The organism is Streptococcus mitis (assembly GCF_023109235.1).
Classification (GTDB): Bacteria; Bacillota; Bacilli; order Lactobacillales; family Streptococcaceae; genus Streptococcus; species Streptococcus mitis_DA.
In genome coordinates, this window is record NZ_JALDUC010000004.1 from 70,765 (window position 1) to 96,036 (window position 25,272).

General features: G+C 38.4%; 30 protein-coding genes and 2 riboswitches. Of the genes, 5 read left to right on the forward strand and 25 right to left on the reverse strand.

Annotated features, from left to right (window positions below; translation table 11 throughout):
* Window positions 1-151: 151 nt before the first annotated feature.
* Window positions 152-240: riboswitch (TPP riboswitch) on the reverse strand.
* A 195-nt stretch (window positions 241-435) separates the two neighbouring features.
* The 7 genes from thiE to M1F55_RS03650 all read right to left on the reverse strand — a co-directional run bounded on the left by thiE (window position 436) and on the right by M1F55_RS03650 (window position 5,774).
* A complete protein-coding gene (gene thiE, locus M1F55_RS03620) occupies window positions 436-1,068 on the reverse strand; it encodes a thiamine phosphate synthase (RefSeq protein WP_247947288.1) in 633 nt (210 codons plus the stop codon).
* A 1-nt stretch (window position 1,069) separates the two neighbouring features.
* On the reverse strand, window positions 1,070-1,852 hold the full coding sequence (gene thiM, locus M1F55_RS03625; RefSeq protein ID WP_247947289.1) for a hydroxyethylthiazole kinase: 783 nt from the start codon (window positions 1,850-1,852) through the stop codon (window positions 1,070-1,072).
* 129 nt (window positions 1,853-1,981) lie between these two features.
* Window positions 1,982-2,650, reverse strand: coding sequence for a TenA family protein (locus M1F55_RS03630; RefSeq protein WP_049501925.1), 669 nt, complete (start codon window positions 2,648-2,650; stop codon window positions 1,982-1,984).
* A 216-nt stretch (window positions 2,651-2,866) separates the two neighbouring features.
* Window positions 2,867-2,955, reverse strand: a riboswitch (TPP riboswitch).
* Window positions 2,956-3,103: 148 nt separating this feature from the next.
* Complete coding sequence (gene lctO / locus M1F55_RS03635) at window positions 3,104-4,240, reverse strand: L-lactate oxidase (RefSeq protein ID WP_000120714.1); 1,137 nt, start codon at window positions 4,238-4,240, stop codon at window positions 3,104-3,106.
* 160 nt (window positions 4,241-4,400) lie between these two features.
* Complete coding sequence (locus M1F55_RS03640; RefSeq protein ID WP_002877065.1) at window positions 4,401-4,583, reverse strand: hypothetical protein; 183 nt, start codon at window positions 4,581-4,583, stop codon at window positions 4,401-4,403.
* A 142-nt stretch (window positions 4,584-4,725) separates the two neighbouring features.
* Window positions 4,726-5,040 carry a hypothetical protein gene (locus M1F55_RS03645; RefSeq protein WP_002880183.1) on the reverse strand — a complete coding sequence of 105 codons (315 nt, stop codon included), beginning with the start codon at window positions 5,038-5,040 and terminating at the stop codon, window positions 4,726-4,728.
* 173 nt (window positions 5,041-5,213) lie between these two features.
* On the reverse strand, window positions 5,214-5,774 hold the full coding sequence (locus M1F55_RS03650) for a TetR/AcrR family transcriptional regulator (protein WP_000111607.1): 561 nt from the start codon (window positions 5,772-5,774) through the stop codon (window positions 5,214-5,216).
* A gap of 254 nt (window positions 5,775-6,028) precedes the next feature.
* On the opposite strand from M1F55_RS03650, the gene M1F55_RS03655 reads away from it, so the two are divergent.
* Complete coding sequence (locus M1F55_RS03655) at window positions 6,029-6,652, forward strand: cysteine hydrolase family protein (RefSeq protein ID WP_004256189.1); 624 nt, start codon at window positions 6,029-6,031, stop codon at window positions 6,650-6,652.
* Window positions 6,653-6,702: 50 nt separating this feature from the next.
* Here M1F55_RS03655 and pyrE read toward each other — a convergent pair whose 3' ends face one another.
* From pyrE to typA, 7 genes are all read right to left on the reverse strand, one after another.
* Window positions 6,703-7,335, reverse strand: coding sequence for an orotate phosphoribosyltransferase (gene pyrE, locus M1F55_RS03660; protein ID WP_000170895.1), 633 nt, complete (start codon window positions 7,333-7,335; stop codon window positions 6,703-6,705).
* A 39-nt stretch (window positions 7,336-7,374) separates the two neighbouring features.
* Window positions 7,375-8,070 (reverse strand): orotidine-5'-phosphate decarboxylase, encoded by a 696-nt coding sequence (pyrF, locus tag M1F55_RS03665; RefSeq protein WP_049501926.1) that lies wholly within the window; start codon window positions 8,068-8,070, stop codon window positions 7,375-7,377.
* Between the two features lie 232 nt (window positions 8,071-8,302).
* Window positions 8,303-9,493 (reverse strand): cell division protein FtsQ/DivIB, encoded by a 1,191-nt coding sequence (locus M1F55_RS03670; RefSeq protein ID WP_247947290.1) that lies wholly within the window; start codon window positions 9,491-9,493, stop codon window positions 8,303-8,305.
* A gap of 9 nt (window positions 9,494-9,502) precedes the next feature.
* On the reverse strand, window positions 9,503-10,561 hold the full coding sequence (locus tag M1F55_RS03675) for a UDP-N-acetylglucosamine--N-acetylmuramyl-(pentapeptide) pyrophosphoryl-undecaprenol N-acetylglucosamine transferase (protein WP_173249971.1): 1,059 nt from the start codon (window positions 10,559-10,561) through the stop codon (window positions 9,503-9,505).
* 1 nt (window position 10,562) lies between these two features.
* Window positions 10,563-11,915, reverse strand: coding sequence for a UDP-N-acetylmuramoyl-L-alanine--D-glutamate ligase (gene murD / locus M1F55_RS03680; protein WP_247947291.1), 1,353 nt, complete (start codon window positions 11,913-11,915; stop codon window positions 10,563-10,565).
* Window positions 11,916-12,029: 114 nt separating this feature from the next.
* Complete coding sequence (locus M1F55_RS03685; protein ID WP_049547063.1) at window positions 12,030-12,284, reverse strand: DUF3165 family protein; 255 nt, start codon at window positions 12,282-12,284, stop codon at window positions 12,030-12,032.
* Window positions 12,285-12,303: 19 nt separating this feature from the next.
* On the reverse strand, window positions 12,304-14,145 hold the full coding sequence (gene typA, locus M1F55_RS03690; protein ID WP_000164111.1) for a translational GTPase TypA: 1,842 nt from the start codon (window positions 14,143-14,145) through the stop codon (window positions 12,304-12,306).
* 161 nt (window positions 14,146-14,306) lie between these two features.
* On the opposite strand from typA, the gene M1F55_RS03695 reads away from it, so the two are divergent.
* Complete coding sequence (locus M1F55_RS03695; RefSeq protein ID WP_049547064.1) at window positions 14,307-15,032, forward strand: 16S rRNA pseudouridine(516) synthase; 726 nt, start codon at window positions 14,307-14,309, stop codon at window positions 15,030-15,032.
* Window positions 15,033-15,074: 42 nt separating this feature from the next.
* Here the strand turns inward: M1F55_RS03695 and M1F55_RS03700 are convergent, their stop codons facing one another.
* From M1F55_RS03700 to M1F55_RS03710, 3 genes are all read right to left on the reverse strand, one after another.
* Complete coding sequence (locus tag M1F55_RS03700; protein ID WP_000660081.1) at window positions 15,075-15,302, reverse strand: hypothetical protein; 228 nt, start codon at window positions 15,300-15,302, stop codon at window positions 15,075-15,077.
* Between the two features lie 88 nt (window positions 15,303-15,390).
* Window positions 15,391-15,771, reverse strand: a complete 381-nt coding sequence (locus M1F55_RS03705; protein ID WP_000259256.1) for a rhodanese-like domain-containing protein — start codon at window positions 15,769-15,771, stop codon at window positions 15,391-15,393.
* The gene (locus M1F55_RS03710; RefSeq protein ID WP_049499930.1) at window positions 15,771-16,001 is read right to left on the reverse strand and encodes a YqgQ family protein; all 231 of its coding nucleotides are present in this window, start codon (window positions 15,999-16,001) and stop codon (window positions 15,771-15,773) included. The genes M1F55_RS03705 and M1F55_RS03710 overlap by 1 nt, the downstream gene beginning before the upstream one ends.
* Window positions 16,002-16,103: 102 nt before the next feature.
* Here M1F55_RS03710 and M1F55_RS03715 point away from each other — a divergent pair, with 102 nt between their 5' ends.
* Window positions 16,104-17,012, forward strand: a complete 909-nt coding sequence (locus M1F55_RS03715; RefSeq protein ID WP_001222592.1) for a LysR family transcriptional regulator — start codon at window positions 16,104-16,106, stop codon at window positions 17,010-17,012.
* Window positions 17,013-17,116: 104 nt separating this feature from the next.
* On the opposite strand, the gene M1F55_RS03720 is transcribed toward M1F55_RS03715, so the two are convergent.
* Both M1F55_RS03720 and M1F55_RS09080 read right to left on the reverse strand, forming a co-directional pair.
* On the reverse strand, window positions 17,117-18,313 hold the full coding sequence (locus M1F55_RS03720) for a hypothetical protein (protein WP_247947292.1): 1,197 nt from the start codon (window positions 18,311-18,313) through the stop codon (window positions 17,117-17,119).
* Window positions 18,314-18,345: 32 nt separating this feature from the next.
* Window positions 18,346-18,825, reverse strand: a complete 480-nt coding sequence (locus tag M1F55_RS09080) for a helix-turn-helix domain-containing protein (protein ID WP_024057689.1) — start codon at window positions 18,823-18,825, stop codon at window positions 18,346-18,348.
* Between the two features lie 374 nt (window positions 18,826-19,199).
* Between M1F55_RS09080 and M1F55_RS03730 the strand changes: the two genes are divergently transcribed.
* Window positions 19,200-19,820 (forward strand): hypothetical protein, encoded by a 621-nt coding sequence (locus M1F55_RS03730; protein WP_024056543.1) that lies wholly within the window; start codon window positions 19,200-19,202, stop codon window positions 19,818-19,820.
* Between the two features lie 25 nt (window positions 19,821-19,845).
* Here the strand turns inward: M1F55_RS03730 and M1F55_RS03735 are convergent, their stop codons facing one another.
* The 4 genes from M1F55_RS03735 to M1F55_RS03750 form a co-directional block, all read right to left on the reverse strand.
* Window positions 19,846-20,343, reverse strand: coding sequence for an Ltp family lipoprotein (locus tag M1F55_RS03735; protein WP_191962383.1), 498 nt, complete (start codon window positions 20,341-20,343; stop codon window positions 19,846-19,848).
* Window positions 20,313-20,561 carry a hypothetical protein gene (locus tag M1F55_RS03740; protein WP_150922285.1) on the reverse strand — a complete coding sequence of 83 codons (249 nt, stop codon included), beginning with the start codon at window positions 20,559-20,561 and terminating at the stop codon, window positions 20,313-20,315. The genes M1F55_RS03735 and M1F55_RS03740 overlap by 31 nt, the downstream gene beginning before the upstream one ends.
* A 73-nt stretch (window positions 20,562-20,634) precedes the next feature.
* Entirely contained in the window at window positions 20,635-21,225 is a 591-nt protein-coding gene (locus tag M1F55_RS03745; protein WP_024056545.1) for a hypothetical protein, read from the reverse strand.
* A gap of 32 nt (window positions 21,226-21,257) precedes the next feature.
* A complete protein-coding gene (locus tag M1F55_RS03750) occupies window positions 21,258-22,232 on the reverse strand; it encodes a choline-binding protein C (RefSeq protein WP_247947293.1) in 975 nt (324 codons plus the stop codon).
* Between the two features lie 386 nt (window positions 22,233-22,618).
* On the opposite strand from M1F55_RS03750, the gene M1F55_RS03755 reads away from it, so the two are divergent.
* Window positions 22,619-23,524: a helix-turn-helix domain-containing protein gene (locus M1F55_RS03755; protein WP_033685342.1), complete on the forward strand. Its 906-nt coding sequence runs from the start codon at window positions 22,619-22,621 to the stop codon at window positions 23,522-23,524.
* Window positions 23,525-23,562: 38 nt separating this feature from the next.
* Here M1F55_RS03755 and M1F55_RS03760 read toward each other — a convergent pair whose 3' ends face one another.
* Entirely contained in the window at window positions 23,563-24,318 is a 756-nt protein-coding gene (locus M1F55_RS03760; RefSeq protein ID WP_247947294.1) for an SDR family NAD(P)-dependent oxidoreductase, read from the reverse strand.
* Window positions 24,319-24,338: 20 nt separating this feature from the next.
* Window positions 24,339-25,268, reverse strand: coding sequence for a ribonuclease Z (gene rnz / locus M1F55_RS03765; protein ID WP_000354330.1), 930 nt, complete (start codon window positions 25,266-25,268; stop codon window positions 24,339-24,341).
* Between the last annotated feature and the right edge of the window lie 4 nt (window positions 25,269-25,272).

Here is a 25,272-nt window from a genome sequence, read left to right on the forward strand (position 1 = left end):
AACTCCTTTTTTAAAGAAAAGTGAGGCATTCAATGTGAGCTACCTAAATGCTTTGTATCATCTTCATCCAGTTTCGTAAAAGAAAAAACTCTAATTACATATAGGAATTAGAGTTCAGCTTACAAGATTAGATGGTTAGTTTCTATAAATACAAAACCTTTTCACATTTCCCTTCGCCAGTCTTAACTGTATCAGGTTCAATGGGTATCATCTCAGCCTAAAGCACCCCAAATGTCTTTATTATTTAATTATATAAATATTATAACAAACGATTTTTTCCAGTTCAAGAAATTGAACTGAGAAATAAGCTAGGCCAATCTATTGTAGTAAAATCACTAAGTAAACCATATAAACAGCCTATTCACTTATGAAGGATAACAACCCAACTTATCGAGTGAGAGAATCCTATTGACTTAAAATACAAGAATAAAAAAGTTAAAATTGTTCACTCATTTCTCGAACAGTTTTTTCTATATTTTTTGCATACGATATTGCTGAAATGATTGAAACACCGTCAACATTGGTCTTCATAATGTCTTTAATATGTTTCGTCTGTATCCCACCAATTGCAACTAAGGGCATTTGTGGCAATAGTGTCCGCATCAATTTAAGACCTTCATAACCTATAGCACCACCAGCATCATCCTTTGACTGGGTATCAAATACAGGACCAACACCGACATAATCTACATATTCAACTTTTGATTGTTGAAATTCTTCCTCGTTTTTTATAGAAAGACCAATTATTTTATCTGGCATCAATTTTCTAATTTCATCAACTCCAAGGTCATCTTGTCCTACATGTACGCCATCAGCGTCAATTTCCATCGCCAAATCAATATCATCATTAACAACAAACGGAACATTGTATTTTTTACAAAGATCCTGTAGTTTAATTGCTAATTCGACTTTTTCTTTACCTTCCAGGGCCCCCTCACCTTTTTCACGGAATTGAAATAAGGTTATACCACCTTTTAAGGATTCCTCAACGACTCTATATAGATCTTTTCCCTGGCAAGTAGTCGTTCCACAAATAAAATATAGTTTTAGTAATTCTTTTTGAAACATCTTACTTCACTCTTTTGAATTTCTTTACATCTTCATCTGTAATCTCGTATAAGGCATTTAAAAATTCAACTTTAAATGTTCCAGGAAGATCTCCATTTGGACGTTTTTCTGCCATTTCTCCAGCGATATTGTAAACCAACATTGCTGTTTCTAATGATTTCAATTCTTGACCTTTTTCTAGTCCGATAAAGCTTGCTACCACTGCCCCTAATAAACATCCAGTTCCAATAACTTTTGGCATCATGGCACTACCATTATGAATCGTTACCACTTCTCCATTTACCGCAATAGCATCCACTTCACCTGTTACTACTATTGGAATATTGAACTTCTCATTTGCTGCTAGAGCAATTTCGTCAATATTATCTACGCCTGCACTATCTACTCCTTTAGATGCCACATTTATTCCCACTAAAGAGGCAATCTCGCCAGCATTTCCCCTTATCGCTGCTAGTTTATAATTGTTGATTAGATCATCTGCTACTTTTTTTCTATATTCTCCTGCTCCACAGGCTACAGGATCTAGAACTGCTGGGACATTATATTTCTCTGCAATTTTCAAAGCAGCTTGGTATAATTTCCAATTTTCATCTGTCAATGTTCCTATGTTTATTAATAAACCACCAGCATACTTTAATAAATCCTCTAAATCAGCAGGAAACTCACTCATGGCTGGTGATGCACCCAGTGCTACTAATCCATTTGCTGTGAAATTTTTTACTACATCATTGGTTATGCAAATGACCAAAGGTGCTTTTTCTTTTAATAATTTTAAACTTGTCATATTGAAATCCTTCCTTTTCACTTTATACGATTTACTGATTTCGATTGATCTCTATCTTTCGTTAAGAAATTTTTTTCAGTTACATTGAATGATTTACCTCATCAAATTTGTAAATATCCTAAACCTTCTCTAGGCGTCATAACCAATATCAAAAAAAGCTAATTCTAAAGCAACTGCTTGGTTCCAGCGTTGCTGAAGTTCTGTCAAATCTTCTAGACCTTTCCCAACACGATTGAGTTCGTCAACCAGAAATTGAACCCACTCTGCAAAGAAAGGACCTCTGTGGAGATTGATCCATTCCGAATGAATATAGGCTTCAGGTAGAGCCAAATCTTTAGAACCCCAGTCTAAATAGAGACCTTCTGCAATGACCAGCATGACCAAAAGATGGGCATAATCTGATGATGACACAGCAGAATACATTAAATCCTGAAAGGCTTTTGTTACAGGATGCAAGGTCACTTCCAGATAGTCATTCTCAGATACTTTTAACTCTTTGAAAGCCTTCTGGAAATAACCGTCTTCATCTGCTTCAAGAAAGCCTAGTTGCTTGGCAAAACGAAGCTTGGATTCAAGCTGGTCTGCGTGGGCTACGCAAGCACCCAGCATGGATAAGAAGGCATCAAAGAAGTGATAATCTTGAATTAGATAGTCTTTTAAGACCTTATTCTCAATTACACCCTCAAAAAGTTCCTGAACAAAACGATGATTGATTGCATCCTGCCAATCCTTCTGACTGCTTTTTAATAATTCTCCAACAGTCAAACCTGGCTGAAATGCATAGTCTTGTGTTTCCATATTTACTTTTCCTCTCTTTACTCGTACGTAATCAACAAAACATCAAGAAAATCCTAGTTTTACTTGACCTTTTTAAAGAAAATCAAGGGCGTTCAAGAAGAGCTACCTAAATACTTTGTATCACCTTCATCCAGCTTATATAAACAAAAAAACTCCAATTACAATCAAGAATTAGAGTTTAGCTTACAAGATTAGATCGTTCATTTCGACATACGAAAAAAACTGTTCACATTTCCCTTCGCCAGTCTTAACTGTATCAGGTTCAATGGGTATCATCTCAGCCTAAAGCACCCCAAATGTCTTTATTATTTAATTACTGCACCAGTATAGCAAAAAATGAAAGCCCTAGCAAGATATTTGATTAGAAAATATATTTATATAGATTTCAATGGTGATTTATTCTTCCTATAGACGAAGAAAAACCTCCACATCAAGTGGAGGCAAGCTGTTTTATCAATACAATTTTAAGTCGCGTGGGTCAACTGGGAAGGTTGGGTTGTATGGGTTATGACGAAGTTTAAAGTGTTTAACATCTTCAATAGTCTGAGTTCCAGACAACTGCATAACTGTCTTCAATTCCGCATTCAAATGCTCAAAGACTTGACGCACACCGACACTACCACCGAGAGCCAAGCCATAGATAACAGGGCGACCAATAGCTACCAAGTCTGCTCCTGAAGCCAAGGCTTTAAAGACGTGTTGACCACGACGAATACCTGAGTCAAAGACGATTGGTACGCGTTTGTCAACTGCTTCTGCTACTTCTTGAAGTGAGTCGAAGGCAGCTGGTCCACCGTCGATTTGGCGACCACCGTGGTTAGTTACCCAGATACCAGAAGCCCCTGCAGCAAGCGAACGTTCAACGTCCTCACGGCATTGTGGTCCCTTGACATAAACAGGAAGTCCTGAATATTCAGCGATAAATTCTACATCACGTGGAGACAAGCGTTGTTTAGCTGATTTGTAAACAAAGTCCATTGATTTTCCAGCACCTTCTGGCAGGTATTCTTCAACAATCGGCATGCCAACTGGGAAGACAAAACCATTACGTTTATCAACCTCACGATTGCCCCCTACAGTAGCATCTGCTGTCAAGACAATCGCTTTGTAGCCTTCAGCCTTCACACGGTCCATAATATGACGGTTAATTCCATCATCTTTACTAAAGTAAAATTGGAACCAGTGAGGTGTTCCTTGAAGGGCTTCTGTAATTTCTGGAAGATCGACAGTAGAGTAAGAACTGGTTGTATAGAGGGACCCAAACTCATGCACACCACGCGCAGTAGCCACTTCACCCTGTTCGTTTGCTAATTTATGAGCTGCAACAGGCGCCATAATGATTGGTGAAGACAATTTTTCACCTGCAAATTCAATCTCTGTACTTGGATTTTCAACATCACAAAGAGTATGCGGAACGATGAGTTTATGGTTAAAGGCGCGGATATTCTCACGCAAAGTAAAAGTATCTTCCGCCCCACTAGCAATATAGCCAAATGCTGCTTTAGGAATAACTTGTTGCGCCATTGGCTCCAAATCATAGGTATTGATGAAATCTACATGACCTTCTGCATTGCTTGTTTTGTATGACATAAAATGTCCTCCTTGATAAGTAAGCGTTTACTTTGTATATTACAAAAAATATTCTAACTCTTTTTTCAAAATTTTTCAAATATTTTGTTTGGAAATTTCATACTTTCAATCATTTTACAGCGATAATTAAAAATGATGAACTTTCTTAAGTTATGGAAATTCAAATAATCTTTTCATTTTCTAATACTTTATCATCAAATTGTTCAGCTAGTATAGTTGCTGAGTGATAAAGTTCCTTTGCTTTATTTTTATCATTTTCAAAATAAAGATAGCACTTAGCTTCAAATACTGAAATTCCAGGTTTATAGACTTGCAACGTTGTTACTGATAAAATTTCATTCATCTTTTTACTAGAGATATCATATGTTTATAGTCATTATGAACAACATAAACAACCGCTATGGCACAAAGAACTGATAGTAGCTCTACATTATACATTTCATCACTAACTAATTGCTGTTTCAACAACTTAATCCGAAAATCATCTAATGCTCTCTTCTATAAATCAAGTCTTGACATTGCATAGCAAAATAATCAATTAATAGTAAATCATTGAATGTGTAAACTTGCTTTAGTGTTACTTGCTTAAAATAATCATCAAAAATATCTTCAGCGAAACTACCTGTCCCTGTTCTTATCAAGTCTAATATTCTTTCAATCAAGTCTAGACTCAGCAACTCTTCCTCAGGAAGAGCTAGTTCTTTATTTTCAAGAAAAGTATCTATCGGAACTTCTAATCGCTTAGATAAATATTGTAACTTAGTAATTGTTGGCAAGGATTGCCCAAGCTCAGTACGCATCAGCTGTTTGATTATTAAGTCAGCTTCTGTCCACAGACCTCTTCTCTCATCAATTTGTGACGTTCACGTTCCTGTCTTACTCTATGACCAATTTCAGTTTTAATATCTGTTGTCATTCTTACCTCTTAACCACAATCCATAAATTAACATACTTTTAATTCTTCGGCTAAAAATTAACAATAATTCTTTTTCAAATCCGTCATATTATTTTCTAAAACTTGGATGTCTTGGCTGACTTTGAGAATGACAATGCTGCCTTGAATACTGGAGATGACTTGACGGGCCTGCAACTGCGCCCGCTCTTCTGACCAGTCAGCATGCAGGTCTTGCAAGAGGCTGGCTAACTTCTCTGTCCATTGGGTCATAAAATCATTGAGAGGACAGCGGAAGTTCTCATCTTCTGTGGACAATTCCACAATCAGATTACCAATTGGGCAACCATAAAAGACCGTCTGACTTTCATGAAATTGACAAACCCAGTCAATCATATCCGAAAACTTGTCACTGTCAGACTTGTCTGCTTCAAAAATATCTTCAAAAAGCTCTTTTCGCCAATTTGCTAAAATATCTTGAATGACCGTCAAACCAATTTCCTTCTTAGATTTGAAATAATAATAAAGCTGTCCCTTGCCAACATCAGCTGCCTCCATGATGTCACTGATGGAGGTGGCCACATAACCCTTCTGATAAATCAATTCCTCAGCACTTTGTAAAATACGCTCTTTAACGCTCATCTACTCACCTCTCTTTTTTCCTATTATAGCAGATTCAGAGTCTGAGACCAAACAATTGAAACCACCTCCTTTTGCCACTGTTTTATCATTAAAATTTTTTGTTCTGAGCAAATTAATTTACAAATTCAATTTTAGATGTTATTATAATTGTACCGAACGGTCAGTATATAACTAAAACTACCATTTGGAAAATCATCAAACTAACAGTCTAAATTCCTATTGGCTGTTAATCAAATCATATTAGGAGGAACCTCATGTTCAATCAGAAAAATGTCGCATTTGTTATCACAGACCCGCAAGTTGAATTCTTAAAATCTACTGGTAAAGGATTCGGAGCAACTAAAGATGTTCTTGAAAAAGTTAATACTATTGAAAATCTGACAAAGCTTTTAGCTCTTGCTAAAGAGCGTGGCTACAAGCGTTTTATCTCACCGCACTACTTCTATCCACACGATCACAAGTGGCAATTTAAAGCTGCTGGTGAAACGATGATGATTGAAAACGAAATGTTTTGGCGTGATAGCCAGTATTCAGCAATTCCAGAAGGCTCTGGAGCAGATATGATTGAAGAGATTAAACCATTTTTGGATGAAGATACTATTGTTGTCAACGGACATAAAATCTTTGGCCCAGAAAGCAACGACCTTAACCTTCAACTCCGCAAAAATGGTATCGACACCGTCATCTTGGCTGGTATGAATGCTAATCTCTGCGTGGATTCACACATGCGTGAACTCATAGAATTAGGCTACAATGTCATTGTTGTTAACGATGCTGTCGGTGCTCCAGGTGAAGAAGCCTACCAAGCTGCACTAACAAACTACGGCTACATTGCCAACCAAGTTTTGACAACTGAGGAAGTTATCGCTCAACTTTAGTATTAAAAACAAAATCAGGTAATCCTAGCGACTACCTGATTTTCTATGTTTTAAGAATTTTGCCAATTTTCTTGGTCTTCTTTAAAGCGTTTTAGAAGGTCGAGTCCTTCTGGTGTGATATAGCCTTCTTCTTGGGCTAGGTGAATGAGTTCACTGTAGTTAGAAAGCGTCACAAGTTTGACACCTGCATCTGAGAAGTTCTTATCTGCTTTTGGCAATTGGTAACTGAAAATCGCTACAACACCAAGTACATCTGCACCTTCGCGTTTAGCTGCTGCTACGGCCTCAAGAACAGAACCACCTGTTGAAATCAGGTCTTCAACCACTACCATTTTTTGACCTTGAGCTACACGGCCTTCGATTTGGTTGCCTGCTCCGTGGTCTTTTGGTTTGCTACGGATGTAGGCAAAAGGCAAGTCCATCTTATCAGCAATAATAGCTCCGTGTGGAATCCCTGCTGTTGCAGTTCCTGCAATCACTTCTACCTCTGGAAAGGCTTCTTTGATAGCATCTACAAAACCATTTTCAATTAGGGTACGAGTTTCTGGATAGGCTAGTGTCACACGATTATCAGTGTAAATGGGTGACTTGATACCAGATGCCCAAGTGAAAGGCTCCTCTGGTTTGAGGTAAACGGCTTGAATTTTCAAGAGGTGGCTAGCGATATCTTTAGCAAGTGTCATGGTCTTCTCCTTTTGTTTTTCTAATCTATTTCTTTAATTCTAGTCCTGTGTCCATTCATCCTTGATGGCATGATAAGCTGCAACAGGATCCTCAGCTTGGGTAATGGGACGTCCCACTACGATATAGTCACTACCGATTTGATAAGCATCCGCTGGCGTCATGACGCGTTTTTGATCTCCTACTGCAGCACCTGCAGGACGAATGCCCGGTGTCAGACAGATAAAATCTGGATTGGTAGCCTGCTTGATGACTTGCACTTCCTGAGCCGAGCAAACAACACCATCTAATCCCGCTTCAGCTGTCTTCTTAGCATAATGAATCACAGACTCTTGCAGGCTGGTTTGGATATTTTGAAACTCCTGCATCTGAGCTTCTGATGTTGATGTGAGCTGAGTGACAGCGATCAATTTGGCTTGACTTCCAAGACCTTCACGCGCAGCCTTCATCATCTCTACACCACCAGCCGCATGAACATTGGTCATGTCTACACCAAGCTGAGACAAGATCTTCATGGCTGACTTGACTGTATTGGGAATGTCATGAAGTTTAAGATCAAGAAAGACGCTATGTCCCAAGTTTTTTAAATAGGAAATAATCTCAGGCCCCGTTGCGTAATAAAGCTCCATCCCTACCTTTAGATAAAGGCTTTCTTCTACTGGAAAAAGAGCTAAAAATTCCTTGACCGCCTCAAAACTAGGAAAATCAAGAGCAATGACTGGACGATGTTCTCGCATAGGTTTCTCCTTTTACCTTTACTAGTGAGAGAGTCTGGGCAACAGAAGCCAAGAAAAAAGGAACCTGCCAACAGCAAGGTTCCACGAAAAATGGGTAGTCTCCACCCTTTCACCGTCTAACCTTAGCTGCCTCTCTGGACTGCTTTAAAGGTTTTTTACTATTCTATTATTTCTACTAGCACTTGTCAAGTAAAAACATGGCAACTAAAGAGTTATAGGAGAAAAGCTAAACCTAGCGACGCGATGAACGCTGACTTGTTTGGTTTCGATTGCTCTCTTCCTCTTTCTGTTTCTTCTCAGCTTCCTTGGCCTCTTGTTTGGCTTTTTCCTCTGCCTCCATAATTAATTTATCCGCCACAGTATAGCTGTAAATTCCAGCTTCCATGTCAATCACACTCGGTTCTGACAATTGTGGCTTAATCTTACTGTAATATGGCAGTTTCTTACTCATTTCAGATAGAGGAACCAAAACTTCGTCCGAATCATTCATGGTCAATCGAATTAGATCTGATGTCACCTTGCTTGGGGCTAGTTCCACCTTTTGGATAGCCGCCTTGAGTTCTGGACTAATTTGAGCAAGTTCTGACGTAAAGGTCTTGATTTGTTCGCTGTCATTAAAGAGAACTGATATATAAGTTTCTGGCAGACTGACCAAGCTCACAGAACTGGTTTCAAGCTGACCACTGGAAAGAATAGGATAATGATTTTCACCAGAAACATAGTAGGCAACAATATCGTATTCCTTAACCTTAATAGTAAACTTAGTTGGAAATTGATAGGCAAGCTGAGCTGATTCAACCCAATAGTTAGACTTGATCTGCTCTTCATATTTTGCCTTATCTAGCAGAAGGTTAATTGTATAATCCGAATCCTGAATGCCTGAAGCCTGTCGAATATCATCATCTGTAGTTTGCACTGTTCCCTCAACACGAATATCCTTCATGGTCGCATAAGGGCTGAGCAAGTAGGCAGAGGCAACTAATAAAAGCAAACTGAGAAACAAAATCGAGATAGCCCGCCAGATATGAACTCCTGGAATTTTCGGTTTGACCGGTTTTTCCTTTACAGGCTTTTTCTCTATTTTTTTATCCTGTTTATTCTGTTTCTTTGGCTCTTTGGATTTTGGTTCTTCTTTGGGTACTTCTTTTTTGACGTCTTCTGACTCTTCTACTTTTTCTTTAGCATCTTCCTTAGCTGATTTTGAGTCTTTTGGATCAGATTCACTCTCTTGCTCCTCGGTTGCATCTGACTTTTCAGATTTTGAAGCCATTCGAGCTTGTCTTTCCTTTTCCTTCTCCTCAGCTAGGGCCGCCTCTTCCTCAGCCTTCTTTTTTAGGTATTCTTGGTTTCGTTTCTGCCATTCTGATAACTCTTTAAATTCTTCGAGGATTTCTTTGCCCTCATTTTTCTTATCTTTTGACATTTACTTTCCTTATGATAAATCTTTTTTCAACAATTGATAAAAATCTGCTAGAGATTTCAATTCCTTAGATGCCTTCATGTTAGTCTGGTAGTATTCCTTGTGACTTAGTAAGTGAGAAAGCTTCTCTTCTAAACTGTCCAAGGTCAAATCGCTTTCTTGAAGCTCTTCTGCATAGCCTTTTTTGACAAAGTAGGCTGCATTTTCAATCTGGTCTCCACGACTAGCTTCACGACCAAGTGGCACAATAACATGTAATTTTGCCATGGCCAAGAGCTCAAAAATCGTATTGGCACCACCACGTGTCACAACAATATCAGCCAATTCCATCAAGGGTTGATAGAGACTGGTCACATAGTCAACACGAAAGAGATTTTGGCTCAACTCATTCAGGCTAGAATCTCCAGTTAGATTGATAATATTGTAGCGCTCTGTCAGCTCTTTCTTATGGTCTGTCACCAATTGGTTAAAGACACGAGCACCTGCAGAACCACCGACAAACAATACAGTTGGCAATTTGGAATTAAAGTGGGTTTGGATATCCACCAATTCATCTGGTTCTGGAGTATTTTGGTCAGAAACCTTGGTCACTGCTCCCACATGCTCGACCTTAGACAAACTTGAAGCTTGTTCAAAGGTTGAATACATCTTCGTCGCAAATTTATAAGCGATTTTATTGGCCAAGCCCATAGACAGGTCAGATTCGTGAATAAAGACAGGTACTCCTGACACACGCGCAGCAATAACTGGCGGTACTGAGACAAAGCCTCCCTTTGAAAAAAGAGCCTGTGGACGAAGTCGCAACATGATAAAGAGAGATTGGACAATTCCCCAGCCAACTTTAAAGACGTCCAGCATATTTTGCCAAGAGAAATAACGACGTAATTTGCCAGTCGCAATGGAATGGAAGGTTACATCTAGACCTGATTTAAGGATTTCTTGGTGTTCGATGCCACGTTTATCTCCGATATAGTGGACTTCCCAGCCATCTTCGATGAACTTGGGCATCAACAAAAGGTTGAGGGTAACGTGTCCAACCGTCCCCCCACCTGTAAAGACAATTTTTTTCATATTATTCCTTTAACTCCGCTACTGTGTCGATAAAGAGGTCGCCACGTACTTCAAAGTTAGCATACATATCCCAGCTGGCATTGGCAGGACTGAGAAGGACTACATCTCCTTGAGTCGCAAGTTCATAGGCTTTGCGGGTCGCATCTGCAATATCAGTCGCATCCACATATGCCACACCAGCCTTGTCTGCTGCCCGTTTAACACGTTCTGCAGACTGACCCAGGATGACCATCTTCTTGAGTCCAGTAATATCTGGAACCAATTCGTCAAACTCATTACCACGGTCCAAACCACCTGCAATCAAGATGACCTTGCTGTTGTCAAATCCTGACAAGGCTTTTTGGGTAGCCAAGATATTGGTTGATTTACTATCATTATAGAATTTGACACCCTTGATTTCATCCACAAATTGGAGACGGTGTTTGACACCACCAAAGGCTGAAAGAGTTTCTTTGATGGTTTTGTTATCCACACCACGAAGCTTGGCTACAGCAATCGTCGCAAGAGCATTTTCAACATTGTGGCTACCTGGAACACCGATTTCACTTGCGGCCATAACTACTTCCCCACGGAAGAAAAGTTGACCATCTGCTAGATAGGCTCCATCAACCTTTTCAAGTGTTGAAAATGGTACAACGGTAGCTTGTGTTTTAGTAGCCAATTCTTTTGCCAAATCTTGGTTAAAGTTCAAGACAAGGAAATCAGATGTTGTCATCTTGTTCTGGATATTCCACTTGGCTGCTACATATTCCTCAAAAGAACCATGATAATCGATATGAGTTGGCATGAGGTTGGTAATAACCGCAATCTCTGGATAGAATTCTTGAACACCCATTAGTTGGAAAGAAGAAAGTTCCATAACAAGAGTGTCCTTGTCTGACGCAGTTTGGGCCACTTGACTAGCTGGATAGCCGATATTTCCTGATAAGAGACCATGTTGGCCAGCAGCAGTCAAAACTTCTCCAATCATAGTCGTTGTGGTTGTTTTTCCATTTGAACCTGTGATACCGATAATTGGCGCTTCTGAAATCAAGTAAGCCAATTCCACCTCAGTCAAGACTGGAATTCCCTTGGCCAAAGCCTTTTCAATCATGGGATTGCTGTATGGAATACCTGGATTTTTCACCATGAGGGCAAACTCTTCATCCAAGAGTTCCAAAGGATGGCCACCTGTAATGACCTTGATCCCTTCTTCTAGCAAACTTTGCGCAGCTGGATTGTCCTCGAAAGGTTTTCCGTCATTTACTGTCACAATGGCACCTAGCTTGTCCAACAAACGAGCTGCAGATTCACCAGACTTTGCCAAACCTAAAACAAGGACTTTCTTATTTTTAAATTGATCTATTACTTTCATGTCTCGAACTCCATTTCTACTCTTACTATTTTACCATTTTTATGGAAATAATTCTAAACGAAAATGCTCAGATTCAGCATTCTAACAAGCAAAAAGAGAGCCAAAGCTCTCTTTTTATCTTCTTTTGTTTTTACTAACCGACATGAGGGTAATATCTCGTAAGCTAAAGTATGCTAGGAAGAGCATGGCGATTGCGATAAAGAATTCTGTCGGTAGCTGAAAAATTTGCAGGACAGACAACATCAGCAAAATCAAGAGTGCTACGAAAGCAAAGACGACAAGGACGATATTGACTGTCCCTTTAATGCTTTGTGGTGTCGCAAATACATAGAGTAGTAATAAGAGGAGTCCTATGATTAAATAAACCATCTTTATCTCTTTCTAGCTCTTATTCAGCTGATTTTTTCTTCTTGTTAGCTTTCTCACGCTCTGCCTTGTTAAGGATTTGTTTACGCAAACGGATAGACTCAGGCGTTACTTCCATGTACTCATCGTCGTTCAAGAACTCAAGAGACTCTTCAAGGGTCAAGATACGAGGTGTCTTGATAACAGCTGTTTGGTCCTTAGTAGCTGAACGAACGTTGGTCATTTGTTTCGCCTTAGTGATGTTAACTGTCAAGTCGTTCTCACGAGAGTTTTCACCGATGATCATTCCTTCGTAAACCTCAGTACCTGGGTTGACAAAGATCGTACCACGTTCTTCGATAGACATGATTGAGTAAGTTGTAGCCTTACCAGCATCGATAGAAACAAGGGCACCACGGTGACGACCACCAATTTCCCCTGGAATCAATGGCAAGTATTGGTCAAAGGTATGGTTCATGATACCGTAACCACGAGTCATTGACAAGAACTCAGTTGAGTATCCGATTAAACCACGCGCTGGAACAAGGAAGACCAAACGAGTTTGACCATTACCAGTTGAAATCATATCCAACATTTCACCCTTACGTTCAGAAAGGCTTTGGATAACAGATCCTTGGTATTCTTCTGGAGTGTCGATTTGAACACGTTCAAATGGTTCACATTTAACACCATCGATTTCTTTTACGATAACTTCTGGACGAGATACTTGAAGTTCATATCCCTCACGACGCATTGTTTCGATAAGGATTGACAAGTGCAATTCTCCACGTCCTGAAACAGTCCATTTATCTGGTGAATCAGTTGGGTCAACACGAAGGGAAACGTCTGTTTGCAATTCTGCCTGCAAACGTTCTTCCACCTTACGAGAAGTCACCCATTTACCTTCTTTACCAGCAAATGGTGAGTTGTTGACCAAGAAAGTCATTTGAAGAGTTGGCTCATCGATGTGTAGGATTGGAAGAGCTTCAACTGCGTCTGTCGGAGTAATAGTTTCGCCGACAAAGATATCTTCCATACCTGAAACGGCAATCAAGTCACCTGCTTTGGCTTCTTGAATTTCACGACGTTCCAAACCAAAGAAACCAAAGAGTTTTGTAACACGGAAGTTTTTAGTTGTACCATCAAGTTTAGAAAGGGTAACTTGGTCCCCAACTTTAACAGTACCACGGAAGACACGACCGATACCGATACGACCAACGAAGTCATTGTAGTCCAAAAGTGATACTTGGAACTGCAAAGGCTCATCTGAGTTATCTACTGGAGCTGGGATATGGTCAATAATCGTGTCAAAGATTGGTGCCATAGTAGCTTCTTGGTCAGCTGGGTCATCTGACAATGAAGAAGTTCCGTTGATCGCTGAAGCATACACTACTGGGAAATCAAGCTGGTCATCATCTGCACCAAGCTCGATGAAAAGTTCCAATACTTCATCCACTACTTCAGCTGGGCGAGCTGATGGTTTGTCGATTTTGTTAACAACCACGATTGGGACAAGGTCTTGTTCCAAGGCTTTTTTCAATACAAAACGAGTCTGTGGCATTGTTCCTTCGTAGGCATCTACGACCAAAACAACACCGTCAACCATTTTCATGATACGCTCAACTTCTCCACCGAAGTCCGCGTGTCCTGGTGTGTCCATGATATTGATACGAGTTCCGTTATAGGCAACGGCTGTATTTTTAGCAAGGATAGTAATTCCACGCTCTTTTTCGATATCGTTTGAGTCCATAGCACGCTCAGCCAATTCAGTACGTGCATCAAGCGTTTCTGATTGTTTCAATAATTCGTCAACGAGGGTTGTTTTACCGTGGTCAACGTGGGCGATAATCGCAATGTTACGGATATCTTCTCTTAATTTTGTCATGATTTCCTCTATAATATTCAAAATTTATTTTCTAACTGAACGATTATACCATATTTTCAAGTAAATAACATAACTCAAGCAAGTGTAAATGTTTTCACTCCGCTTTTCTTTTCACGTCAAGCCTTTTCAAAGCAAGCGACTTATGATAAGATAGGCACAGTATGCGTTTAGATAATTTATTAGCCCAAGAAAAAATCAGCCGAAAGGCCATGAAACAAGCCTTACTCAGAGGAGAAATTCTAGTCGATGGTTGCCCTGCCCGCTCCCTAGCCCAAAATATCGATACAGGTCTACAAGAACTCCTTTTTCAAGGACAAATCGTTCAAGGCTATGAGCACACCTACCTTATGCTTCATAAACCTGCTGGTGTCGTTACAGCCAATAAAGACAGGGAACTTCCAACCATCATGGACCTCCTTTCGCCTGACATCCAGTCTGACAAGCTCTATGCCGTCGGCCGACTGGACCGAGATACGACAGGACTCCTCCTCGTGACCGATAACGGACCCTTGGGCTTTCAGCTCCTTCATCCCCAATATCATGTCGATAAGACTTATCGAGTTGAGGTTAATGGACTTCTGACACCTGACCATATCCAAGCCTTTCAAAAAGGAATTGTCTTTTTAGATAGTACTGTCTGTAAACCTGCAAGACTAGAGATTCTATCAGCAAATCCTTCCTTCAGTCAAGCCTCTATTACCATTTCAGAAGGAAAATTTCATCAAATCAAGAAAATGTTCCTCTCGGTTGGTGTCAAAGTAACCTCCCTCAAAAGAATTCAGTTTGGTGAGTTTATATTAGACTCAAAACTAGCAGAAGGTCAATACCGTCCCTTGAACCAAAAGGAATTGAAAATCATTAAAAACTACTTAGAGAAAAGTGGATAAAACAAAAAAGCTTTCAAATAAAGCTTTTTTGTTTTACACTAGTTAATTCATAAAAAGAATCAATCCTAAAACCCAATTAATTACGGAAACTACAATCCCTACAATAGCTATAATTTTTTCTGTTTTATAGTCTAGTCCAGATTCTTTTTGAAGTGAGTTAGCATACAATAAACTGGTAATACCTAAACCAATACCTCCCAACGGAAATAACAAACCAAGAATAATCGACAAGATACCCACAAAAAGTGGATTTTTCTTCTTTTCTTTCATGTTCTAAGAACTCCTTAAATTTTATACAAATTAATTATACTACAAAACAATAGCTTCATCCCATCATTCGACTAATTTGAAAATAAGGTTAGCTAGTCTTCACTTTCCCTTTCCAAGAATCCAAACCATAAGAAAGGATATAAATCTCAGAAAAACCTTGTTTTTTCAAGTAAAGGGCCGCATTTGTGACACGTTGCGCACGTTGGTTTTCATAAAGAAGGACAGGTTTATCCTTACGAAGGGCTGCAAGACTAGTCTTCAACTGACTTGAAGGAATATTGCGAGCCCCAAGAATATGTTTTCTGTGGAATTCTGCTGGGTCGCGCAAATCAATCAATTGACCCGTACGAATCAAGGCTTCAAATTCCTCATTGTCCACAATTTTAGCCGCACGGCGAATACGAAGATAGTTAAAGCCCATCCATGCCAACATTGCTAGTATAAGTGCCCACAAAATCCAAGTAACCATCAGTTATTTTCTCCATTTTTCTCAATATAATCCAATTCTACCTTGTGCTCTCTGCGAAGAACCGCTTCTGCTTCTAGATAGTCTAATTTGTCCATCAACCCTGCATCGTAAATCCGTGAGAGTTCCAACTTCATCAGTTCAATATCATATAAGCGTTTTCCCATGTAAACAATAATACCAAATCGTTTGAGAAATTGCTGCACATCATAGAATGTTTTCATAAGACTCATTCTAGCAAAATTTTGTATTTTTTTCAAGAAGAGACTTACACAAAGCTCCTGATTTTCCTATCTTCCTTGGCGATTCTGACGCAAGTGTGGTACAATAAAAACATGAGAATTCAACAATTACATTATATTATCAAAATCGTCGAAACTGGCTCCATGAATGAAGCAGCCAAACAGCTCTTTATCACTCAGCCTAGTCTTTCCAATGCTGTGAGAGATTTGGAAAATGAGATGGGCATTGAGATCTTTATCCGCAATCCCAAGGGTATTACCTTGACCCGTGATGGGATGGAGTTTCTCTCCTATGCCCGTCAGGTCGTTGAGCAAACTCAGCTTCTAGAAGAACGCTATAAAAATCCTGTTGCCCACCGCGAACTCTTTAGCGTTTCCTCTCAACACTATGCCTTTGTGGTCAACGCCTTTGTATCGCTACTTAAGAAAAGTGATATGGAAAAATACGAGCTTTTTCTTCGTGAAACGCGGACTTGGGAGATTATCGACGACGTCAAGAACTTCCGTAGTGAGGTCGGTGTCCTCTTCCTAAACAGCTACAACCGTGATGTACTGACCAAAATGCTGGATGACAACCACCTGCTAGCTCACCATCTCTTCACCGCCCAGCCCCATATCTTTGTCAGCAAGACCAATCCTCTGGCAAAGAAAGACAAGGTCAAACTGTCTGATTTGGAAAACTTCCCTTACCTAAGCTATGATCAGGGAACGCACAATTCCTTCTACTTTTCAGAAGAGATTCTTTCCCAAGAACACCACAAGAAATCCATCGTGGTCAGTGACCGTGCTACCCTCTTTAATCTCTTGATCGGTTTAGATGGTTACACCATTGCGACGGGGATTTTGAACAGTAATCTTAACGGAGATAACATCGTTTCCATCCCACTGGACATTGATGACCCCATTGAGCTGGTCTATATCCAGCATGAAAAAACCAGCCTATCCAAGATGGGCGAACGCTTTATCGACTATCTACTAGAAGAAGTCCAGTTTGATAGTTGAGAATCACTCTAAATCGAATAACCTAAAAACCTCAAAAACTAGCTTTCAACCCTAGTTTTTGAGGTTTTTTCTCTAATAGTAAATCAAGGGGATTTCATAAAATCTTATTTTTTAAACCAAAATATAGATAGGATTACAACAAGGACAAGTCCAGCTCCTGCAACAATGATAAACACTGGATTGTTTCCGAATAGTTTCTCTTCTGGCTTTGTCTCCTCACTACTATCTTGAGTTGATTCTGCTGCTGTATCGCCTTGTTTCGCTACTTCTTGCTCTACCTTTTTCTCGATTTTCTTAGGACCATAAGTTGGATTTACAAAGGCTACTTGTTTAGTCGGTTTGGAGTAGTCTTCTGCTCCTTCTTTGACTCGCCATGACACAGAATATAAAGTCCGTCCCTCCAATACCATTCCTAAATCAATTCGCTCACCAGGAGGCAAACCTCCACCTAAACCGACACTAAAAGCAAACGCTTGCCCCTCCTGATTATCTTTTAAGACAATAAATCCGTTCTCACTCACTTTTTTAAGACGAGATAACTTCCCTATAATATCTCCATCTTTAAAGGTTCCAGTGTAGCTTCCATCCTCTCCCAAAATAAGTGTTGAAGCTCTACCAGGCTTAGTACCATTATTTGGCTCCTTATTAATCCAAATACCTACCAACTCAGATGGCAAAGGAATTTCATCTCCAATTTTAGCATCGACAAAGTACTTGGGCATAGGGGGATTAGGATCCATATTATCTCCAATAATCGGGAGATTTAGAGAAGTATATTCAATAGCTGAGGTATCTATCTTTGTTTTAGAGTCAAGGTTTAATTCATCTAAGTCACCTTCTCCTGCTCTAAATTCACTTTTTTTAATTAACGTTGGCTCCTTATTTTCTTTAGAAAGTTGGAACAATCTATATGACATAATCCCTGGAGAACTTTCGAACACTATAATACTGCCATCTGTGTAGGTATTAATAACTGTCCCCATTCTAAGACTTGTATCCCAAAATCTATCAAATAAGGGAGTTGGAGTATTACCATTCATATAATATACTTCAAACAGTTCCCATTTTTCACCATTAGTTATACCGATTAATAACTCATCCGTCCCATTTTTATCAATATCCATCAAAGCGTAACCAAGTCTATTTGCATTATTTTCAAATAGCTGTTTACTCTCCCACTTCTCAGTAATTTGTGGCAATAGTTGGTTGTAGTCAGTACTGTCAGCTTGGGCTGACTTCACAAATGAAAATAGGCCGCAAAATAAATACAAACAGGTAATTATTTTTATAATTTTCTTCATATTATTTCTAATTTTAATTTCACCTATATAAATTAATAAATATTATTTTGATGGTAATGGTTATGCGTGTGATAATGATTTTCTTGGACATGTAAATTTCTCAAGTAATCAACTGCTTCTTCTGTATTTCTACGGATTCCATCTAACTGCTGTAATTGTAACGTTTGAACATAATTGTTATATCTTAATGCTTGAAGCATTTTCTTTGTATCAATATATTGTTCCCTTTGTAACTGTAGCATTTCTTTCTGATAGTTCAACTGTAATTCTTTATATTTTGTATCATCATATAAATTTACTAGTTCTTTCATATTATCAGCTTTGAAATTTTCTAAAGCTCCTATGACAATTAACAATTTAGCAAAGTTTTCAAGTGATATTCCTTTGTCTCCTTTTTCAAATTGACTTAGGAACTGTGGTGATACAATATCTGAGGCAGCTTCCTTTAGGCTGAGCCCTCGTGCTTCACGCAGGTACTTAAATGTAGCTCCAAATGGGTATAGATTTTCCATAAATAATCTCCTTACATACTTCTAAAACTATTAGACAAAAATTTAGAGAAAAAAATGGAGAAAGAAAACTATAGTTACAAAATACTAGAATTCTATGCTATTTTTTATTTTTATGAACAAGATTGAAACTATAGTTTAAATAGCGAAAAATTTAAATATCTATTATGGTATGATAAGGTAAAGAATAGCTAAAAAGGAAGCTTGTTATACTAGTATAACAAGGATTGACTTACCACTCAATCCTATTCTATCAGCTATCAAAGGAGAAAATGACATGAGAAGAACTTAAAGGATTGACACTAGAAAAATATCATATTTACTTTCATAGTTATCATAAAATTTTTGAAACATAGAAATATATAAGGAGTTTTGTTATGAGAAACAGAAATGGATTGTTGTTATTAGGTGCACTACTTGCTAGCGCTAGTTTAGCAGCTTGTTCATCATCTATGGATACAAAAGGAAAAGGTATCGTTCAGTTAATGAACGACAATCAAGAGAGAGTTTTCTATAGTGTGATCGATTCTAATGATGATGCATTACCTGGAAAAGATGAAAGAATAAACTACGTCTATATCACAAAAGGAGGAAAACTGAACGGGTACGAAATAGGCGGAGGGACTGTTGGTGCAGCCGTAGAGCTTCATATGGATGAAGTTGTAGGCAAAAACATCAATGAAGTTAGAAAATTAGCTGAAGAAAGATCAAAAAGAAGTTTTGAAATCGATAAAGTTAAAGCTAAGGCGATAACAGATGGATCAGGGAATAACACTACAAAAGAAGAGATAAAATTATATGTTAACGATGAAAATAAACCATCTTACCTTACTTACGTATCTCTAACTAGTGGACAAATTCGCGATAAATACTATGCCGGATATATTGCATACACTTCCAGCGTCGTTTCTTCTGGAGATTTACTCATTACCGAAGTTTCTAAAGGAAATGCAATAGGCTTTGATAAAGTAGATGGTGAAATTGTGAAAGAGAAATAATAAAAAAGAGGTCGCCACCTCTTTTTTATTTTTTCAAGTTGTCCATTGCATACTTGACCTCTTCATCCCTAAATTGTTCGCTTTGGAGTCCATCTCTGGTATCGGAAATTGCAAAGTCTGGTTCTGGCGCAGATTGTTTCAACTCTTTAGCTCTTTCTAGCGCGATTTCCTTCCAATCAATACCTGCATTTTCTACTGCGTATTTTGCCTCTTCAGGTGTAAAGCGATTTTCTCTTTGTAACTCACTCTCGGTGTTGAAACTTGATAAGTGGTTGTTTTTAGCATAGTCCTTAGCTTTTTCTATTGCAGCTTTTTTCCAATCAACATCTACATTATCAATAGCGTAGTTGACTTCTGGGTCATCAAATCCGTCTTCGTAGTCTAACTTTTCTTTAATAACTTTTCTTGAAACGAGAGGAGTTTTAGCATACTCTTTAGCTTTTTCCAATGCATTTTGCTTCCAATCAATACCCACGTTATTAAGTGCGTATTTTATAGCCTCTTCAGAAAAGTCTTCTTCCAACAATTTTTTTCCATAGCATTGTAAGAAAGGTTAAGACTTTTATCATACGATTTAGCTTTGTCTAACGCTTCTTTTTTTTCTTTTTCTTTGTTTTTTTCAACTTGTGCAGTTTTAGTTTCTGTGTTTTCAGATTTTGAACCACAGGCAACTACAGTAGTCGCAAGAAAAACAATCAGCCCTACTAAACTAGCTAAAGTTATTAATTTTTTGAATTTCATTCATATTCTCCTTTTATACAATTTCCTAAGCCAGTAGCTTTTAAGGTACTGGCTTAGGCTGTTAATGTGTAGTCTATTTTACTCGGTTAAAGGTTTGATCTGGCTCTTGAAGATAGAGTTCTTTATCTTTTAACATATATTTTGTTTTTCCTATTTCTCTTCCTTCATCGTCTGTTATTGTCAATACTTTCTTTTGTTTATTAATTTTCACTAATCTTTTTTCTTTGTCTCCGTCTGAATCTTCAGAGGTGACGGTCCCAGCATTTCCTTTAATCACCATGACTAAATGATCACGTCTTGTTAAAATTTCATAAGTTCCATCTAAGGGATCACTGGTTAATTTACGAATTCCAAAGAACAGAACAAGAAAGATAGCTAGGCTTATCCCGATAGATTGTAGAGGTTTTGTTTCAAATAGTTTTTTAATCTTTTCAATGAGACCATTCATATCTAGATTTTCGATTTGTTTTCCAGCTTTTTCTACAAAAATTGACGCCTCTTTTTTGAGTGCTTCTACTTTATCAGGCTTCTCTGTAACTACTTCATTAATTGATTCTTCCATTCTTTCCGTAGTCTCATCGACTTTTTCTACGGTCACTTCTTCAGTATCTTCGACTTTTTCTACGATTACCTCTTCGTTCATTTGGTTTTCATGTTTTTCCATTATTTTCCCTTTTCTCCCAGTTCAAAAAAATTTTATTTTACCCACTTACCTGAGCCATCTACTTTGTAGCCATCTGGTGTACGTTCGTTAACTGCCATCTTACCATTTGACTTGAGATAGTAGTCACCTACCCATGTGTTACGAGCATAGCTTCCTTCTGATGTTAAGTAATAGTAAGAGCTATAGCTGCTATCATAAACCCATTCGCTCTTAGCCATTTTACCATTTGATTTAAGATAATAGCTACCTACCCAAGTGTTACGAGCATAGCTACCCTCAGATGTTAGATAATAGTATGAACTATAGTTTTTATCGTAAATCCACTCGCTTTTAGCCATATAGCCACCTGACTTAAGGTAGTAGTTGCCTGACCAAGCATTTTGAACAAAGTTACCTGAAGCATTTAGGTAGAAGTATGAATTATACTGAACATCAAAAATCCATTGATTGACTACTTTCACACCAGCTTTGTAGTAAGAAGAACCTGACCAACCAGTCTGACCTGAGTTAGAGTTAGTAGATTGTTTTGGAGTTTCAGTAGCTTTAGGTGTCTCTGAATTTGTTATGGGTACATATTCTTTGTTTGATACTTTAAATACTTCTGACCGACCAAAATATCGTTTCCCAAAGTCACCTTGACTATAAACATCAATATGATATCTTCCATCTTCAGCATATAGTAACCAAACATGGTCTTGACTTCTAGTTTGATTCCCAAAACTATTAAAGCTATAACTAGCTACAATAGCCCCTGTATCTTCATTAACTAAATCATAGTACAAAGATGGATTATCATTAGAAGAATTTCTTTGAATATCTACCAGCACACTTCCTGAATAAAACGGATTCCCAGTAGTGGCTATCAAGTTGATTTTCAAGGGATTTTGAGTATCCTTGACACTCATATCTGTTAAAGCGTGAACTTCTGTCGGTTTAGAAGCTACATAACCTACTGACAATAAAGCACCAGCTAGTAAAGAAGAGGCCAACATTTTTCTGTTTTTCATAACAAAACTCCTTATATATTTCTATTTTTCTAAAAATTTTTGATAATTGTCTTATAACCTTAAAAGTAAATATGATATTTTTCTAGTGTCAAGTGTTTAAGTTTTCCCCATAGCATTTTCTCCTTTGATGGCTAATAGAATAGGATTGAGTGGTAAGTCAATCCTTGTTATACTAGTATAACAAGCCAGCTTTATTAGCTATTCTCTCCCTTATCATACCATAATAGATATTTAATTTTTTAGCCATTTAAACTATAGTTTCAATCTTGTTCATAAAAACAAAAAATAGCATAGAATTCTAATATTTTGTAACTATAGTTTTCTTTCTCCATTTTTTACTCTAAATTTTTGTATAATAGTCTTAGAAGTATATAAGGAGACTATTTATGGAAAACCTATATCCATTTGGAGCTACATTTAAGTACCTACGCGAAGCACGAGGACTCAGCCTAAAGGAAGCAGCATCAGATATCGTATCGCCACAGTTCCTTAGTCAATTTGAAAAAGGAGACAAAGGAATTTCACTTGAAAACTTTGCCAAATTATTAATTGTTATCGGAGTTGAATGGAATGATTTTGTTCTCGCCTTTGCAAATAAAGGTGGGGACTGTTTAGAATTACCAGCTATTGAATTTGGTAAGCATGTGGTCCATGAAGAAGATATCCTCACTTATATTGAAGAATACGAAAAATTATTTGATGTCTACCTAAAAGACAATCCACTTCAAGCAGAAATGATTTTTAAATCTATTAAATTAAGACATTATCCAAGCATATCAAAGAGTCCAGAAACTGTTGCCAGAATTCAAAACATTATCAATCATTTAATGAAATCTGATGTCTTTAATAGTATCGAACTTGAAATTTATCGTGTTATCGTCAATCATTGTCCGATGGAACTCATTGACCATATGACCAAACAATTACTACTTATGTACAAAGAAAGTGCAAATACTGACACCTACATCCGTATCTTAAATGCTCTTACTTTCTCTGCAAAATATTTCTCTGAACTGGGTTACTATCAAAAGGCTGATGATATTATTAAAAAAATTAAATCACTTCAGACCTTCGAACGAGGCTATCTGGCTATTCCCCTCATGTTTTTAGAAGTTGAACATGTTTACAATCAATTTAGATGGAATAAACCTGAGGCTATTCCCTTAGCCAAAAATCTATTTAATTATCTTCAAAGCGCAAAATTTATTGATCAGCAATACTACTCTAATTTTATCAACGCCTTCACTTATCATTGCCACGCATTAAATAAGACTGGTATTGATTTGTTCTAATCGTCAAAAAAGTTGCTCCATTTTAGGAACAACTTTTTTTATTTATAATTAAAAGTTTCCCCTGCCAACTTATCTGCTAGCTTGGGAAAGAGAGTATAAAACTTATGGGCTAGGTTCAACAAAATCGGGAGGTTGAGTTCTCGTTTGTTTTTTCCTATAATCTTGACAATCTTTTTAGCCACTGTATCTGGTTCTAGCAAGAAACGGTCAACCGACTTAAGATAAGTCCCATCTGGGTCCGCTTGGTCAAAAAATCCTGTTCGGATTGGTCCTGGATTGACTGTTGTCACATAGACTCCATAGGGCATGAGTTCGAGACGCAGAGCATTTGAAAAACCAATGGCCGCAAACTTGGTCGCTGAGTAGAGACTGGACTTGCCAGTAGCGATTAAACCTGCCATGCTAACGATATTGATGATATGGCCTTTTCGACTCTCTTTCATACGGGCCGCAAGTCGTCGAGATAGATTCATCAGGGCAAAGGTATTGACCTCAAACATCTGGTGAATATCTTGGTCGGAAATTTGGTCAAATTCCTCAAAAATCCCGTAACCAGCATTGTTAATTAAGACATCAATCTTGCCATAACGGAGATAGAGGTCAGTTACCAAAGATTCTAAGGCTGAGTCATCGGTAATATCGATTTCCATCAATTCTGCATGGGGATGATTTCCGTAGAGTTGGGCTAATTTTTCCTTATTTCTACCAAGCAAGATGAGTTGGTCATTTGGCAGAAGTTTAACCATTTCTTGGGCCAGGCCACCGCTAGCTCCAGTAATGAGAATAGTAGGCATACTTATCCTTTCTGTGACTGCTAGATTTCCACTTCCTCCAAGTCTTTGACCACATGGACATTTTCAAAAATGCTAGCAGCATCTTTCTTGAGTTTGCTGATATCTTTTGATAGAAAGCGAGCACTGATATGGTTGAGCAAAAGTCGTTTTGCACCTGCTTCTACTGCTACTTGTGCAGCTTGCATGTTAGTAGAGTGGCCATGGTTACGAGCAATTTTTTCATCACCCTTGCCATAAGTCGATTCATGGACAAGGACATCGGCATTGACAGCCAGACGCACACTAGCATTGGTTTTTCGGGTGTCACCCAGAATGGTGATAATCTTACCTGGACGTGGAGCTGAGATATAGTCTGCTGCCTTGATTTCAGTTCCATCTTCCAAAACAACATCCTGCCCGTTCTTGATTTTCCCAAAAAGTGGGCCAAATGGGACTCCAGCTGCCTTGAGCTTTTCAGCATCTAAAGTTCCTTCCAAGTCCTTTTGCATGACACGATAGCCAACGCAGAAAATAGTGTGGTCCAACTCCTCTGCATGCACAGTGAATTTATCGGTCTCAAGGATTTTCCCAAGGGAATCTTGGTCAAACTCATGGAAATGAATGCGGTAGGGCAGACGAGAACCTGACACACGAAGGCTGGTTAAGACAAATGACTTGATTCCCTGAGGTCCATAGATTTCCAAATCTGTCTGCTCTTCATTGGCCTGAAAGGCACGGCTAGAAAGGAAACCTGGCAAGCCAAAGATGTGGTCTCCATGTAGGTGGGTAATAAAGATTTTGCTGACCTTACGTGGTCGAATTGTGGTTTCCAGAATGCGATTTTGCGTACCTTCTCCACAGTCAAAGAGCCAGACTTCGTTAATCTCGTCCAAGAGTTTCAGGGCGAGACTGGAAACATTGCGGGCTTTAGAGGGCTGACCTGCCCCCGTTCCTAAAAATTGAATATCCATTCGA

Bases quoted from the DNA above. Each gene is read 5' to 3' on its own strand.
- thiE (WP_247947288.1), bottom strand. From the start codon at position 1,068: ATGTTTCAAAAAGAATTACTAAAACTATATTTTATTTGTGGAACGACT.
- thiM (WP_247947289.1), bottom strand. From the start codon at position 1,852: ATGACAAGTTTAAAATTATTAAAAGAAAAAGCACCTTTGGTCATTTGC.
- M1F55_RS03630 (WP_049501925.1), bottom strand. From the start codon at position 2,650: ATGGAAACACAAGACTATGCATTTCAGCCAGGTTTGACTGTTGGAGAA.
- lctO (WP_000120714.1), bottom strand. From the start codon at position 4,240: ATGTCATACAAAACAAGCAATGCAGAAGGTCATGTAGATTTCATCAAT.
- M1F55_RS03640 (WP_002877065.1), bottom strand. From the start codon at position 4,583: ATGAATGAAATTTTATCAGTAACAACGTTGCAAGTCTATAAACCTGGA.
- M1F55_RS03645 (WP_002880183.1), bottom strand. From the start codon at position 5,040: ATGCGTACTGAGCTTGGGCAATCCTTGCCAACAATTACTAAGTTACAA.
- M1F55_RS03650 (WP_000111607.1), bottom strand. From the start codon at position 5,774: ATGAGCGTTAAAGAGCGTATTTTACAAAGTGCTGAGGAATTGATTTAT.
- M1F55_RS03655 (WP_004256189.1), top strand. From the start codon at position 6,029: ATGTTCAATCAGAAAAATGTCGCATTTGTTATCACAGACCCGCAAGTT.
- pyrE (WP_000170895.1), bottom strand. From the start codon at position 7,335: ATGACACTTGCTAAAGATATCGCTAGCCACCTCTTGAAAATTCAAGCC.
- pyrF (WP_049501926.1), bottom strand. From the start codon at position 8,070: ATGCGAGAACATCGTCCAGTCATTGCTCTTGATTTTCCTAGTTTTGAG.
- M1F55_RS03670 (WP_247947290.1), bottom strand. From the start codon at position 9,493: ATGTCAAAAGATAAGAAAAATGAGGGCAAAGAAATCCTCGAAGAATTT.
- M1F55_RS03675 (WP_173249971.1), bottom strand. From the start codon at position 10,561: ATGAAAAAAATTGTCTTTACAGGTGGGGGGACGGTTGGACACGTTACC.
- murD (WP_247947291.1), bottom strand. From the start codon at position 11,915: ATGAAAGTAATAGATCAATTTAAAAATAAGAAAGTCCTTGTTTTAGGT.
- M1F55_RS03685 (WP_049547063.1), bottom strand. From the start codon at position 12,284: ATGGTTTATTTAATCATAGGACTCCTCTTATTACTACTCTATGTATTT.
- typA (WP_000164111.1), bottom strand. From the start codon at position 14,145: ATGACAAAATTAAGAGAAGATATCCGTAACATTGCGATTATCGCCCAC.
- M1F55_RS03695 (WP_049547064.1), top strand. From the start codon at position 14,307: ATGCGTTTAGATAATTTATTAGCCCAAGAAAAAATCAGCCGAAAGGCC.
- M1F55_RS03700 (WP_000660081.1), bottom strand. From the start codon at position 15,302: ATGAAAGAAAAGAAGAAAAATCCACTTTTTGTGGGTATCTTGTCGATT.
- M1F55_RS03705 (WP_000259256.1), bottom strand. From the start codon at position 15,771: ATGGTTACTTGGATTTTGTGGGCACTTATACTAGCAATGTTGGCATGG.
- M1F55_RS03710 (WP_049499930.1), bottom strand. From the start codon at position 16,001: ATGAGTCTTATGAAAACATTCTATGATGTGCAGCAATTTCTCAAACGA.
- M1F55_RS03715 (WP_001222592.1), top strand. From the start codon at position 16,104: ATGAGAATTCAACAATTACATTATATTATCAAAATCGTCGAAACTGGC.
- M1F55_RS03720 (WP_247947292.1), bottom strand. From the start codon at position 18,313: ATGAAGAAAATTATAAAAATAATTACCTGTTTGTATTTATTTTGCGGC.
- M1F55_RS09080 (WP_024057689.1), bottom strand. From the start codon at position 18,825: ATGGAAAATCTATACCCATTTGGAGCTACATTTAAGTACCTGCGTGAA.
- M1F55_RS03730 (WP_024056543.1), top strand. From the start codon at position 19,200: ATGAGAAACAGAAATGGATTGTTGTTATTAGGTGCACTACTTGCTAGC.
- M1F55_RS03740 (WP_150922285.1), bottom strand. From the start codon at position 20,561: ATGAAATTCAAAAAATTAATAACTTTAGCTAGTTTAGTAGGGCTGATT.
- M1F55_RS03745 (WP_024056545.1), bottom strand. From the start codon at position 21,225: ATGGAAAAACATGAAAACCAAATGAACGAAGAGGTAATCGTAGAAAAA.
- M1F55_RS03750 (WP_247947293.1), bottom strand. From the start codon at position 22,232: ATGAAAAACAGAAAAATGTTGGCCTCTTCTTTACTAGCTGGTGCTTTA.
- M1F55_RS03755 (WP_033685342.1), top strand. From the start codon at position 22,619: ATGGAAAACCTATATCCATTTGGAGCTACATTTAAGTACCTACGCGAA.
- M1F55_RS03760 (WP_247947294.1), bottom strand. From the start codon at position 24,318: ATGCCTACTATTCTCATTACTGGAGCTAGCGGTGGCCTGGCCCAAGAA.
- rnz (WP_000354330.1), bottom strand. From the start codon at position 25,268: ATGGATATTCAATTTTTAGGAACGGGGGCAGGTCAGCCCTCTAAAGCC.